The organism is Clostridium chromiireducens, assembly GCF_003575225.1.
Lineage (GTDB): Bacteria > Bacillota > Clostridia > Clostridiales > Clostridiaceae > Clostridium > Clostridium chromiireducens.
The window spans coordinates 839,528-854,868 of record NZ_QXDJ01000001.1 but is presented as its reverse complement, the minus strand read 5'-3'; the positions used below and the strand labels follow the sequence as shown (position 1 = coordinate 854,868).

Annotated in this window: 11 protein-coding genes; all 11 read left to right on the top strand. The window is 30.8% G+C overall.

Annotated features, from left to right (window positions below; translation table 11 throughout):
* Positions 1–101: 101 nt before the first annotated feature.
* The 11 genes from D2A34_RS03510 to D2A34_RS03465 all read left to right on the top strand — a co-directional run bounded on the left by D2A34_RS03510 (position 102) and on the right by D2A34_RS03465 (position 15,299).
* Entirely contained in the window at positions 102–1,223 is a 1,122-nt protein-coding gene (locus D2A34_RS03510) for an SGNH/GDSL hydrolase family protein (protein ID WP_119365729.1), read from the top strand.
* 206 nt (positions 1,224–1,429) lie between these two features.
* On the top strand, positions 1,430–1,597 hold the full coding sequence (locus tag D2A34_RS26565) for a hypothetical protein (protein WP_182629301.1): 168 nt from the start codon (positions 1,430–1,432) through the stop codon (positions 1,595–1,597).
* A 233-nt stretch (positions 1,598–1,830) separates the two neighbouring features.
* A complete protein-coding gene (locus tag D2A34_RS03505) occupies positions 1,831–2,874 on the top strand; it encodes a sugar ABC transporter substrate-binding protein (protein ID WP_243128220.1) in 1,044 nt (347 codons plus the stop codon).
* A gap of 747 nt (positions 2,875–3,621) precedes the next feature.
* On the top strand, positions 3,622–7,626 hold the full coding sequence (locus tag D2A34_RS03500; protein WP_119365727.1) for a glycosyl hydrolase: 4,005 nt from the start codon (positions 3,622–3,624) through the stop codon (positions 7,624–7,626).
* Positions 7,627–8,099: 473 nt separating this feature from the next.
* Entirely contained in the window at positions 8,100–8,924 is an 825-nt protein-coding gene (locus D2A34_RS03495) for an MBL fold metallo-hydrolase (RefSeq protein ID WP_119365726.1), read from the top strand.
* A 664-nt stretch (positions 8,925–9,588) separates the two neighbouring features.
* On the top strand, positions 9,589–9,909 hold the full coding sequence (locus tag D2A34_RS03490; RefSeq protein ID WP_119365725.1) for a PTS lactose/cellobiose transporter subunit IIA: 321 nt from the start codon (positions 9,589–9,591) through the stop codon (positions 9,907–9,909).
* Positions 9,910–10,033: 124 nt separating this feature from the next.
* Complete coding sequence (locus tag D2A34_RS03485; RefSeq protein WP_119365724.1) at positions 10,034–10,342, top strand: PTS sugar transporter subunit IIB; 309 nt, start codon at positions 10,034–10,036, stop codon at positions 10,340–10,342.
* 204 nt (positions 10,343–10,546) lie between these two features.
* Positions 10,547–11,872, top strand: coding sequence for a PTS sugar transporter subunit IIC (locus tag D2A34_RS03480; protein ID WP_119365723.1), 1,326 nt, complete (start codon positions 10,547–10,549; stop codon positions 11,870–11,872).
* A gap of 491 nt (positions 11,873–12,363) precedes the next feature.
* Positions 12,364–13,074: a GntR family transcriptional regulator gene (locus D2A34_RS03475; protein ID WP_119365956.1), complete on the top strand. Its 711-nt coding sequence runs from the start codon at positions 12,364–12,366 to the stop codon at positions 13,072–13,074.
* Between the two features lie 221 nt (positions 13,075–13,295).
* Entirely contained in the window at positions 13,296–14,231 is a 936-nt protein-coding gene (locus tag D2A34_RS03470; protein ID WP_119365722.1) for a type I phosphomannose isomerase catalytic subunit, read from the top strand.
* A gap of 177 nt (positions 14,232–14,408) precedes the next feature.
* The gene (locus tag D2A34_RS03465) at positions 14,409–15,299 is read left to right on the top strand and encodes an alpha/beta fold hydrolase (RefSeq protein ID WP_119365721.1); all 891 of its coding nucleotides are present in this window, start codon (positions 14,409–14,411) and stop codon (positions 15,297–15,299) included.
* Positions 15,300–15,341: the final 42 nt, after the last annotated feature.

The window sequence follows — 15,341 nt, the reverse complement described above, 5'->3', positions numbered from 1 at the left end:
AGTAGCCAGGGAGAGTAAGTAAAAAATAAATTTATTTTAAATTAGAATGAGGGTTAATAAAAATATAGTTTAAATATTGAAAACTTGTGGGAGGAAAAATAATGAGAGAAAATGAAAAACAAAAAATATACCCGTTAGCAGATATTGAGAATTTAAAAGTTCATGGGAGAACGACTGGATGTCTTTCGCCACTAACAGTATTTTGGACAGGAAGTGGTATTGAGTTAAATTCCAAAGGTTCTGAACTTTGGGTTGAGGTAGAAGTAGATTATGATATGTATGAACCTTGGATTAGTGTAGTTATTAATTCTGCTACTGTAAGCAGACAAATGTTAACTGCAGGAAGGTATTGGGTCTGTATATTTAGAGGCATGACTGAGCATGAAGTGAAAAATGTCAAAATTATAAGAGATGTTCAGGCTATGAATGGAGATCCTGAAAGTTATATGCAGGTACATGCGGTGAAATTTGATGGAGAATTTTTACCTATCGAAGAAAAACCATACAAGATTGAATTTATTGGAGACAGCATTACATCAGGAGAAGGAGTAATAGGTGCTAAAAAAGAAGAAGATTGGATTTCTATGTGGTTTAGCGCGATAGATAATTATAGTACAATGACTGCGGAAGCCTTGAATGCAGAACATAGAATTATTTCTCAAAGTGGATGGGGAGTGCTTACAAGTTGGGATAACAATCCTCATTATAATATTCCACAGTATTATGAAAAGGTATGTGGGCTTCTTACTGGAGATAAAAATGAATCTCTAGGAGCATTTAAAGAGAATGACTTTGAATCTTGGCAACCAGATGTTGTAGTAGTTAACCTTGGAACGAATGATGGAGGAGCTTTTACTTCACCTGAATGGAAAGATGAAGTTACAGGAGAGACTCATAAACAGAGATTAAATGAGGATGGTACGTTTAATGTAGAAGATTTAGAAGCTTTTGAAAAGGCGGTTTATAATTTTCTTGTTAAACTTAGAAAATGCAATAAAAATGCTAATATAGTATGGGTATATGGAATGTTAGGTATTCCGATGCTTCCATATATTTATCGTGCTGTGGATTCGTATATTAAAGAGACTGGTGATAAAAAGGTTTCTGTATTCCAGCTTCCCAATACGACAGAAGAAACGGTTGGATCAAGGCAGCATCCTGGAATTTTATCTCACAAAAGAGCAGCAAAAGAATTGACTGAGTATTTAAAAGGAATTTTATAAAATAATCGGTAGTTACATTAGAGGTTCAAATTGAGTGCGAGCGTTCTTTAGGTCTAGTGAAACAATAATTATTTAAGTCATTTCGTATTTTATGCGGATTTAGAAAGAATCTTCATAATGAGGGAATGGCTTATTTTACATTTTATCATTATCTTAAGTTATAAATAATTAGCTATTGGCTCATCTAATTAAAAAAAATCTATTGAGTGTTTCTAATATGTTTTCTATGCTGGAATAATAGATATTTTGATGAAAAGGTTAGCTTTGCAATTATTATATGTGCTTGTGCGCTTGACGGAGTATTGCAAGATGGTATATCTGGAAGAGTAGGAGGAGATGAATTTGTGGCAATTATAGTTTATGATAAGGGCTGAAAGAACAAGATTTTGTGGAAAAAGTAAACCAGTATATGAATCATATTAAATTATGCAATAGAAGTTTTGAATGTTCTATACGAAGAAAAGAAAAATATGCCAAATTTCTTATCTAATGCTTAGACACTGCAGTACTATTAACATATCTAATATAATAATGGAATTATATATTCTTGAGTAGAATAAATTAATATTGAGTGAATAATAAAAAGGTGTAAAATATGTATTTATCTATGCCACGTAGTTTTTTAGTTCGAGTTTCCTATGCAGAAGATGTTTTAAATATAGAAAAAACAGTTGAATTACAAAAATTTATAAATAATAGTTATTCTACAAATAAACTGGTAAGTAGAAAGGATCTAGTAATAGGTATATCTTTACCTAACCAGAGAGAGGAGAGGTGGATAAGGGATAGGGAAGCTATGGAAGCATATGCTAAAGAGAAAAAGGTTACTTTAAAGATAGAAAATGCTGAGTATGATGTAAATAAACAGATTTCACAAGTAGATAATCTAATATCTCAGGGTATAGATGTATTGATTTTAGTAGCTATAGATGTATATACAGCAGGAAGTATGGTTGAGAAAGCTAAGCAAGCAGGAGTTAAGGTGGTAGCCTATGAGGCACGGATACTAAATACTGATTTAGAGATATTTGTTACATTCAATCACTTAATGGCTGGAGAGCTTCAAGGACGATTCCTTATTACTAGGGTTCCAATAGGAAACTACATTATTATGTATGCAGATCTTCCGTATGATTCTTCGTTAAGAGATGGGGCGATGGAATATATAGACCCTTTAGTTATTATAGGAAATATAAGAATTATTGCAGAAAAAGCAATTGAAAATTGGGATCCAAAGATTGCTTTTGAGGCGATGAGAGAGGTTTTAGCTGCTAATAATAAAATTGATGCTATATTAGCGCCAAATGATTCAACGGCTGGAGCCGCAATCGAAGTATTAAAATCACAAGGTTTAGCAGGCAAGGTAGTCGTGACTGGGCAGGATGCAGAATTGGCTGCCATTCACAGAATAATCCAAGGGACTCAATCAATGACACTATTTAAAGATACTAGAGAATCTGCAAAGAAGACTATAGATGTTGCAATACAACTAGCGAATGAGGAAACTGTGTTAACTGATACAGCATTATTTAATGGTAAAATGTATGTTCCAACAGTACTTATTTCACCAATTCTTGTAGATAAGAGTAATATAGATGAGGTTCTTATAAAGAGTGGATACTATAAGAAAGAGGATGTATATAGAAGTTAATACTGAATAAGGTGACTTCACAAGGAATTTTTAATTCCCTGCAACAGGATATGTTGTGGGGAATTGAATATGTTGGAATCTAAGAGAGATAGAAGAACAAAAATGCCTAAATATAAAGAAGTGTTAAGATTGGTTTTTTAAGTATTCATGGGAGAGATGAATGTTGTAGTCAAATGATGAAGGGAGTGGTTGAGGCCGCAAAAGCATGCAATGCCAGCGTGATTAGATTGGCTTACAATACTAACGAGGGAGATATGAGAAAAGTACCATGTAACTATTATTATTTTTAAGGAGTTATTCACTTAACATATATTACAGTTGGATAAAGTAGAGAAGGATTGAAAATAGTTTGTATTTGTATATATATTGGTAAATATTTAAGTTAAATAAAGGGGAAGATTGTGACCTATTTAACTTAGTAATAAATAAATTCAAAAATTATATATTAATGAAAATAATGTGGGAGATTGTGAAGTGAATAAAAAAGGTATGAAATATATTGAAAAAAATAATAATATGAGATACAATGTAAATGTTTTAAATAATCGTTAAGGTAAAATTAATTAACTTTTAGTTTATTTCTTTAAAATAATTTGTAAAATTATATATTTAATGCTAACGTTTAACCGACTGTTACGCATAAATGCTGAACAGTTTTATTATTAAAGATATCTAAAAGTTTATGATTTACCTGTATAAAGGTACAATAATTTAAGTAAACGTTAAATAAATTTGGGAGGAAGATTAATGAGAACAAAGAAACTTAAAAAACTATTAGCGACAGCTATAGTAATTTCAACGTCAACTACTATTTTACCTGTTTCAACCATAGCGATGGCTGCAGATATAGCTACTACTAGTACTAATAATTCAATTTCTGATATCGATTCAGTATCACTAGAAACTCCTGTAGAGTCAGCTGGCATTACTAGTACAACCTCTTCGGCTGTTTATTATAATGATTTTGAAAATGATGAATTACCAGATAAAGTTAATTGGAACACAAATTTATCAAGTGTTGCTATAGAAGACATAAATGGGAATAAAGCGTTAGGATTTAATGCAAGCTTTGATCCAGCAGGCACATGGAGTAACGAAACTTCTGTATGTTTTTTTACTAATAGTACAGAAATAATTAAAGCAAACTCTGTGATTAAATTTGATATTTTAATTCCAAAAGCAAGTGCTAACAACTTCACGGGCGAAATTAAATTTGGAGGTTTATTACAAGGTAATTGGAGTGATAAAGGTCAGGGTTATGGATCAGTATCTTTGAATGATTTTGAAGATGACGGCGATTATTTAAGAAAACCTGTATCTGTAAAAACTGACATTGATACTGAGGAATTGTCTGATTTAGTTATTAAAATAGCAGGATACCAATGTAATTATGCAGGGAAAATATATTTAGATAATATCAAACTTGTTGCAGCTAGAGCTCAAGATGGTACTACACCACTTCCAACTGTTTCAGACATGGAATGGAATTTTGATACAGATGCTCAAGGATGGGGGTATGGAGGAAACTGGACTTATAACGGACCAACTGATAACGTTGTAAATTATGATTCTTCAGCAATTGGTAGTGGAGCGTTAAAGCTTTCTGTTGATTATTCTAATAATTCTAGCGATTCATGGAGCGAGTTTAAAATTAACAAAGATTTAGGTACAACAACTTCATTTAATGGATACAATATATTAACATATGATTTTATTTATGATCCAAGTAAAATGGCTGCTGGGGGATTCCAAACTAAGTTATTTGTTACAGATAGCTTAAATACTTATGGTGCTATTGACTTAACTAATGAAGTGGATATTGGTGGTGGATTAAAGAAAGCACATGTAACACTTAAATTTACTTCTAAAGATGTAAGCGCAAATTCAATCATTCTTGGGATCATAGGTTCAAATACTGACTATAAAGGTGATATATATATAGATAATATCAAACTTAGTCAGGAACAAGTAGCAGATAAGTATGTGGAGAAGACTTCTACTACTACACAACAAAATAAAATTGATGTAAGCAATTTAATGCCTTCACAAGTTAAATTAGTTGACTCAAGCGCCACTTCGCAAGTAGCAGACCTATATGCGTATCTAAAGGGAGTAGGTAAATCAAATTATGTTTTATATGGACATCAAAATGATACTCATCATAAAGCATTTTTGCAAGATAGCGGAACTGATTCGGATACAAAGGATGTAACAGGATCTATTGCAGCAATTTGCGGAATTGATGCTCTTTCCTTAACAGGTTCTGAATTATCATTAACTGCTGCTGAAAAAGCTAATGGTGAAGATTTAATTTCAAAAGCAGCTAAATTAAGTATAGATACTTCAAATGAAGGTGGAATAGTAACCTTATCTGCCCATATGCCAAATTTTGAATTAGTTAAAGAAAAAGGAAAAGATGCTAATGGACATTATGATTATTCAGGATATACGCCAGGAACTACTACAGGCAATATAGTTTCAAGAATCATGCCTGGTGGTGATTTAAATGATGCATATGATGGGTATTTAGATATGATTTCAGATTATGCACATCAATTAGAGGCAGCTGGAGTTCCGGTATTATTTAGACCTTTTCATGAAAATAATGGAAGCTGGTTCTGGTGGGGAAAAGCATATTGTGATGCAGCTGCTTATAAAAATATGTATCGTTATACTGTTCAATATTTAAAAGATACTAAGAATGTTCACAATTTCTTATATGTATATTCGCCAAATGGTCCTTTTGAAGATGAAACTGATTATTTATCACGTTATCCAGGAGATGAGTTTATTGATATTTTAGCATTTGATTATTACGATGATAATCCTACAGCAGATGCGGCTACAGATCCATGGATGAAGAGTTTTAAGGATACAATTGGTTTAGTTCAAGGAATTGCGAACTCAAGAGAAAAACTTTCAGCAGTTTCTGAAGTGGGAACACGTGTTGGAAATGGAGGGTTAGCTGTATCAGGAAATCTAGATAAGGATTGGTTTAGTCACGTATCTAATATAGTAAAAGACTCAGATATGCCATATTATATGGTTTGGGCAAATTTTGATGAAACGAACTTCTTTGCTCCATATATGGTAAGTGATACTAAGGGTCATGAAATAATTAACCAATTTATAAATTATTATAATGAGGAAGAATCAGTATTTGCTGATGGCGTAGAAGATTACGCTAGCGCAGCTACAGGTATAGATTCTGAATATTCTTATGGATTTATAACAGGACCAACTTCAGGGGGCCGTATTCTTTCACCAATTACAATAACAGCAAGTGTAAAAGGATACAATGGACAAGTTAAATTTGTTTTGAAGAATAAAAATGGAGAAAGCGTTGAAACTCTGAATTCGGTTTCAAACAATGGTGAATATTCTGCTGATATCACACAATCTATTCTTGACAAAATAGGCCAGACAGTAGGAACAATTGAATTATATTCGGATGATACTAAACTGGATACTATAAAAGAAATCTTTAATATAAAGGAAGCGATAAAAGATCCAAAGGCAGTAGATGATTTTGAATCATATTCTGGGGAAGACGCAATATTGCAAAATGCTTGGGCTACTAATTATGGAGCAGGTTGTAGTGTTACACCAAAGCTAGATATAACTAATAAAAACAGTGGGGATTATGGACTAGCATTTAATTATAAAATTGAGCCAAACGGATGGGCTGGTATTACACAAGCATTAAATGCAAATTGGTCCGGTTGTGATGCGCTACAAATTTGGGTTAAGCCAGATGGTAAAGGACAAAAACTTGTTATTCAGCTTGTATCAAATGGTAAAAGATTTGAAGTTTGGATGAACGATTTTGCAGCAACAACTGAAGCTAAGCTTCTTACTATACCTTTTAGCGAATTTAAAAATATAGATAATGGAACATTTGACCTAGCGTATATAGACAAGATGGGAATATGGTGCAATACAATTGGGTCGGATACTGTTAATTCAGTACTGTATTTTGATGATATTAAGGCTATAAACACTAAAACTCCTGAAATAGCAATGCCATCAACAGTTGTAATTAATGGAACTCAAAAAGCTGGTAGTATTTTAACAGCTGAATTATTAAAAGCAGATTCAACAGAGTTTATTCCATCTGAAAATGTAACATACGCATGGTATAGATTATCTAATAAAGATGATAGCATCGCCAATGGTACGTTAGTGGGAGCTGATAAAACTTATAAGTTGATCGGCAGCGATAAAGGCTATTATATTAAGTTAGTAGTTACCTATAATGATAAAGCGTTTGAAAGTATTTCGTCTTTTATTGCAAGAAATTCATCAAGCAGCTCTTCAGGTAGTAGTTCAAGCTCATCATTAGGTAGTAGTTCATCAAATAATGTTTTAGCTCCAACAGCTACAACAACCTCAGTATCCGTAGTAACTAATGCAGATGGTATTGTAAAATTAGTTGATAACAACGGAAAAGCTTTAACAGGCTGGCAACAAGTAAATGATGCTTGGTATCTAGCTGATACAATAGGTGTAGCACAAAAAGGATGGCAGCAAGTGAATGGTACTTGGTATTTGCTTGCTCAAAATGGGGCTATGCAAACAGGGTGGCAGCAAGTAAACGGGAAATGGTACTTATTGGCTTCATCTGGCGAAATGCAAACAGGGTGGCAAAAAGTAGATGATAAATGGTACTATTTATATAGTGATGGATCTATGGCTAGTGATACATTTATTGATGGTTATAGAGTAGATACAAGCGGGGCTTGGGTTAAATAAAATATAAAGATTAAAAGAAGGAGTTTAGAACCTGTTTTCAAGAGAAAGTTTAAATTAAGAAAATATTTGACTTTCTCTTTTTTTGTACGAAATTATAGACTCTTCGGTGTATTAAGATATAACTATAAAATTAAGAGATTTAAAGATGAAAAACGGAAAATGAAGAAAATACTAGAAGATTATTGGCATAGCTTTATGAAAAAGTATGGAAAAGCAAATATCTATAGTTTTGATTTATATTTTATAGTATATTTCTCCTAAGGAGCGTGACAAAGCCACTTTTTTTATAAGGACACTGTTATGAGCACAGGTCATGTAATTATCTGAGAGCGAACAATATAAATAACGATTTAAGCATATGAGGGTGGGATCGATTAATAATTTATATTTAGACAACTGTTAATATATAGATGTTTAAAGAAACAGGATTGAATGTAAAAGTATTTAAAATTATAAGAAAGAGGTTAGCAATTATGAATTCAACGCATTTTTTTGTAAAGGAAATAGGTAAGAAAACGTATTTAATTGATGATAAAGGAAATGCTACAGCATATTTAGTAATCGGAAGAACAAAGGCTCTGTTGATTGACACAGGGACAGGAGTTAATGATTTATTATCATTCGTAAAAACTTTTACTAAGTTACCACTAATTGTTGTAAATACTCATGGACATAGTGATCATGTATGGGGAAATTATCAATTTGAAGAGGCATATATATCAATGGCTGATAAAGATTTGTATTATGAAGCTTATTCAGTAGACGAAAGAAGAAACTTTATAGATATGTTCAAATATATGATTCCTCAAGAGGTTACTTCAGAGGAAATTGAAAATTGGATTCATATAAATCCATGTGAAGTATTATCTATAAATCATGGAGATAGAGTAGATATAGGTGAAAGAGTGTTAGAAGTTATTGAATTGCCTGGTCATACAAAAGGAAGTATTGTATTGTTAGATGAAAAGGAAAAAATATTATTTTCTGGTGATAGTATAATCGGAAGGTTATGGATGCATTTATCTGAATCTACATCATTAGAAGTTTATTTAAACAGTATGAAAAGACTGAGACGATATTGTAATAAATTTGAAAAGATATATTGTGGACATACTAAATATAATGAGGAGGGTTTTGAAGTAAAATTTATAAATGAAATTATCACTGATGTTTCAAAAATTATTGATGGAGAACTAACAGGGACTTATTTAAAAGATAAGTCAGGAGAATGTTTGGTGTGTGATTTTGATTATTGGAGTATTTGGTACAAAATTCATAAAGAAGATGTAAGTTGTTAAATAAATATTAAGGTATTTATTTAATTAAAGGTATAATAATATTATTACTACGAAGTAAGAAAAATACATTATTTTGAACAGCTCCTTTTCAAGTTAACAGGGGAAATAATAAAAAATTATACTGATAAGGTGTGGCTTGGATATTCGATTGGAGCCATGCCTTTTAATTTTTATGGAATGTTAAACTAAAGAATATATTCAGGGGGGTGTAGAATATTTTGATGAAATGGCTTACTAAAATTTAATCAGAAGATTATTGGCTAGTGAAAAATAAGTCGGCGTAATAGGTGCATATATGATAATGGATAAAGGGTTTAATATTAAATGTTGTTTTATAATAAAAGATTAGTGTTTAAAGAAAATAAAACTCTGAATAATATTACTTAAACACTATATATATTGGTTTAAACACTGTATGTTTTAATCAAACACTATATGTATATGTTAAAAGAATCATTCTTGTTGAAAAAATGTATATTTGCATTTTGATTAAAAGTATATACTTATGTTATTGTATGTATATATATTTTATTTTATTGTATATACAATAAAACAAAACTTTAAAAATAAAAATTATAAAATCTTAAATAATTAACAGTGTTTGGCACGTTTATTGCTATATATAATTCCATAAAGAAATAATACACAAATTGGAGGAGTAGAAATGGATCAACTAGAAATGGCAATAATGAATATTATAATTAACGCAGGAGATTGTAAAAATCATGCTTATATGGCACTTGGAATGGTAAACGAAGGTAAGTATGAAGAAGCTGAAGAAGAAATGAAGTTAGCTAATGATGCTTTAGCAAAGGCACATGATGCACAAACAGAAATGCTTCAAAAGGAAGCTGCTGGAGAAAAAATAGAATTATCAGTTTTGTTTGTTCACGCGCAAGACCATTTAATGACAGCTATATCAGAAAAAACTTTAATAACACAAATTATAGAGTTAAGAAAAGTGGTAAATACTTTACTTAAATAGTAATTTGAAGATTACCGATACATATGTTATTTATTAATTAACATAATAATAACATGACAATATAAATACGATTTAGTATTTAATACAGTTTTAGTCTATAGAAAGATTTTAAGGAGGAAAAAATATGATTACAATTAAATTATTTTGTGCATCAGGAATGTCAACAAGTGTTTTAGTTAATAAAATGAAAGAGGCCGCTAAAGCTAAAGGTGTAGATGCAGAAATTATTGCATACCCAGAATCTCAAATGGATAGACACCTAGATAGCATGGATGTTGCACTTTTAGGACCACAAGTTGGATATACTTTAGGAAAAGCAAAGAGCCTTTGTGAACCCAAAGGAGTCCCAGTAGAAGTAATACCTATGGTTGATTATGGAATGATGAATGGAGCTAAAGTATTAGAATTAGCATTAAGCTTAATTAAGAGATAATACTTAAATTTGTTTGATTTACCTAAATTAGTATTAACATTATTTGTTAATACTACAAGTAATGAAAAGGATAACAGACTATAGATTACTTAAATAATATTAAGTTAAAAACCACGAATATAGTAAAGAATTAGACAAGGTAATAATAGCAAATTTATATTTGTAATTATTTATATTATATTTTAATTTTAAGGAGGAATAATTATGTCATTTAATCAAACACTTAACGAAAAAGTAGTTCCAGTAATTATGAAATTCGTTAATCTTAAAGGTGTCCAAGCGTTAAAAGATGGTATGATGTTTACTTTACCATTAAACATTATTGGATCAATATTCTTATTAATAGCAGCTTTCCCAGTAAAAGCATTTACAGATTTTATGGCTGCAACTTTTGGAGCAGGTTGGAATGATCCGTTATACAAAGTACAAGGTTCAACAATGGGTATTATGGCATTGGTAGGAGTTATGGGTATGACTTACTCTTACTGTAAAAATGAAGGCATAGAGGCATTTTCACCATCAGTAATTGCCTTAAGTGTATTCGTTATAGTTACTAATAATTTTGTTACTTATCAACCAACACCAGATGCTGCTCCTATTCAAGTAGGTGGAGCTATTCCTACAACTTGGATTGGTGGAGCTGGTATGATTACTGCAATAGTAGTAAGTTTAATTGTTTCGTTTGTTTATAGTGGAATGGTTAAGAGAAATATTACAATCAAAATGCCAGAAGGTGTTCCTCAAGGTGTTGTAAACGCATTCTCAGCTTTAATTCCAGCTGCTATTATATTTACAGGAGCAGCGGCTATATACGCAATATGTAAATTTGGATTCCAAACTTCTTTTGTAGAAATTATTTATAAAGTTGTTCAAACACCATTACAAGCTGCATCAGATTCATTACCAGGAGCTATACTTATTGCTTTTGCAGTACCATTCTTATGGTTCTTCGGTATTCATGGAGGTCTTACAGTTGGAGGTATGGTAGGTCCATTATTAACTGCTAACACTGCATTCAATGCAGAGTTACAAAAAGCAGGAACTTTAGACCTTGCTCATGGTGCACATATTGTAACTCAACAATTCTACGATAACTTCATTAATTTAACAGGTAGTGGTCAAACTCTTGGACTTACATTATTGCTATTATTCCTTGCAAAATCTGCTCAATATAAACAATTAGGTAAATTAGCACTTACTCCTAACTTATTTAATATTAATGAGCCAATATTGTTTGGTATTCCAGTAGTAATGAATCCAATCATGGGTGTACCATTTATACTTGGACCAGTACTAAATGCAATATTACTTTACTTTGCAATTGCATCAGGATTACTTGCGCCAATGGGGGCACAATTACCACCTTGGACAGTTCCAACTGTAATTTCAGGATTTATTATTGGTGGACCTAGTTATGCTTTAGCACAATTTGTATTCTTAATAGTTTCTACTGTAATTTACTTCCCATTCTTTAAGAAAGCAGATGCTATGGCTTATGCTGACGAGTTGGCAGCTCAACAAAATCAGTAAGAAGATTTGTAACATAAATTAAAGTATCCCCTATAAAATAGATTTAATATAAATCTATTTTATAGGGGATTTAACATAGTTTTAAAAGATTTTTGTTAAATAGCTAAAAAATAGAAGTGACAAAGAATAGGATGGTATTAATCAATCTATTCTTTATTTATTGGTGAGATAAACAAGTCTTAAATAAAAGTATAGACAGGGATGCGTGAAAGACATATATTATATATTAAGGGTACAGTATATATGTGCGCAGGTTATATAAGAATTATATAGAATATAATATAAGGGGAATTTTCAGTAAAATGGTCAATAATCACTGATAAAGAAAGTTGTATAGGAAATAATAATTTATAATTGCAAATACAATGAAAAATAAATATAAGAATTACATAATTTCTTTCAAGTTACGATAGTATCAGATATTGAAACATTTAAGAAAATTGAATTATAGGTTTGTATAATAATGAAAATTAGACATGAAAGGAATAGGTATGATAAAGTATCAGCAAATAGCATCCCATATTAAAGAACATATATTAAGTGGCGAGTACAAGCCCAATGAGCAATTACCGTTTGAAAAAGAACTATGCGAAAGATTTAGTGCTAGTAGAATGACGGTTAAAAAAGCGTTAGACTTGTTAGTGGCAGAAGGATTAGTTGTAAAGAGAAGAGGATCAGGAAGTTTTATAAAGGATATAACTGAGGGGGAGATTCAAGAGATTATTCGAAAAAAACAGTTTTCGGGATTAACTAATACTAGTTTAGGACATGAGGTAACAAGCAAAGTCTTAGAATTTAAAATTATTAATGCCGATGAGAAAATTGCAAGAACATTCAAGATAGATAACGGTGATTTTGTATATTTTATACATAGAGTAAGATATGTAGATAAGGAACCTATTGTAATAGAGAAAACTTATATGCCTCTATCAATTGCAGAGGGAATAAAAAAGGAAGACGTTAATGGATCTATATATAATTTTTTACAGAAAAAATTAGGATTAAAAATTCAAAGTGCTCATTCCACTGTTAGAGTTAGTAAGGCAGATGAATTCGATAAAGAATATTTATTGCTAATGGATGGAGATCCAATAGCAGAAGTAGAAAAAGTTGTATATTTAGAAAATGGAAGAGCATTCGAATACTCGTTTTCTAGACATAGATATGATAACTTTGAATTTAAAGCTATAACAGTTATATAAATAAATTAAAGGTGTTGCAGAAATATAAAAAATTATTGCAGCAGCTTTTTTTGTTGAATGGGGTTTTGAGGAAAGAATAACTAATTCATATGAGTGCATAAGTTGACTTATCTTATGGAAATAAAACATATTTTTGAATTTAAAAGTATAGACAAGTTATTGAAAAGAATATATATTTAAAGTATAGTTTTTAATATATCGAGTAAGGGAGTAGAGGAAATATGTATCCAATAAGATTTGAAAATTTATACTACGAAAGAATATGGGGAGGAAGAGATTTAATAGATTTTAGGGATAATCTTCCAGATGGTAATATAGGGGAGAGCTGGGATATAGCTTGTCATCCTAATGGTACAGGAATTGTAGCAAATGGTGAATTTAAAGGAATCAGATTTGATAAACTGATAAAAGAATACGGAACTAGCGTCGTTGGTACTAAGGTAAGCCTAGAAAAGTTACCTTTACTAGTGAAATTAATTAATTCAAGAGAAAAACTTTCAGTACAAGTTCATCCTGGAGATGAATATGCTGCTAAATATGAAGGTGATTATGGTAAGACAGAAGCATGGTATGTTGTAGATGCAAAACCAGATGCCACTTTGATAGTTGGTACTAAGGATTGCACAAAGGAAGAATTTGAAGAAGCAATAAAATTAGGAGAAGTTGAAAAATATTTAAATAAGATAGAGGTAAAAAAAGGTGATTGTTTTTTAATAAATAGTGGACTTATTCATGCTATTTGTGAAGGGGTTATTATAGCTGAAATACAACAAAATAGCGATGTAACCTATAGAGTATATGATTACGGCAGACCAAGAGAAATACATGTAGAAAAAGCATTAGCTGTAACAAATTTTGAACTTCAATGTGAAAATCTTAAAGGAGAAGAAATTGCATTTGATGGATATAAAAAGAGTTTACTATGCAAAAATGAATATTTCGGAATAGAAAAATTAACTATAGCAGAAACGTTAGAAGACAGCAGTGATTCAGATAAATTTGCCATCTTAACTTGCGTAGAGGGAGAAGGAATTATAGAAGGAAATGGATATTCAGAAAAGATAAAAATTGGAGACAGCTATTTAATACCTGCAGCACTTGGAACTTATGAAATAAAAGGAAAACTTACAGTTTTGAAAAGCTATCCTGTAGTTTAAATTAAAAATAAATATTCTGAAGAATATTAAAATATATATTCTTCAGAATATGCACATTTAAAAAAGTGCGTCAGCACAATTATGTTAAATTTCAATTTGTATAGTTGAGTAAAATGAGCATAGCTTAAAGTTATATTATAATCTTTCTACTAAATAGCAGTTATAAGGAGCGTATTAATGGAAGAAATATTTATTCCAATGCAAGATGGTAAAAGAATCTATACAAGAATTTATAATAATAATTATAAGCAAACAGTATTGTATTTACATGGAGGGCCAGGAGCAAGTTGTTCAACATTCCAATATGCAGCATACAAACTATCAAAGTATATAAATGTAGTATTGATAGATCAGAGAGGTGTTTTGCGTTCTGATAAATTGGAAAAAGAGGATAAATGTAATATAAATATGTTAATTGATGATTGTGAAAGCATTAGGAAGTTTTTGGATATACAGAAGTTTATAGTGATTGGGCACTCATTTGGTGGATTTCTCGCTTTATTATATTCAATTAGATATCCTAATTCAGTAGAAAAAGTCATATTTGAAAATCCAAGCTTTGATTTTATTGATTCAATAAAGTTAATTCAGTCAAAAGCAATTAATATTTTGGAAAAGGATTGCGATCATAAACTTTTAGAAAATATTAAAGATATAGATGATGTCAAACAATTTATTTATAAGTGGTTAGAAACTCCAGAAGAAATTAGAAATCAAGTGTATTACTTAAAGCCGTATGAAGAGTATTCCCAAGAGAAAAAGAATATTATGAAAGTTGATGTTGATTCTGACGAGCGGTGGCAGTATTCATTTATACATTTTGACAAAATAATAAAAGATAAAAATACTTACAAAAATATAATTAAACTAATCCCAGATTTGAGTTGTAAGTCTTTGTTAATTTGTGGTGAGTACGATCCAGTACTTAGTAAGAAATATATAAATTATTATAAATGTAATTCAGCTAGTGGCGAAGTATTTATCGTAAAAGATTGTGGTCATTTTATTCATACAGAAAAAGTGGGAGAATATTTGAAAAAAATATTGGGGTTTGTTAGGCACAAATGATATGATTTACTGAATAATATTACCCAATAACATTATTACAGG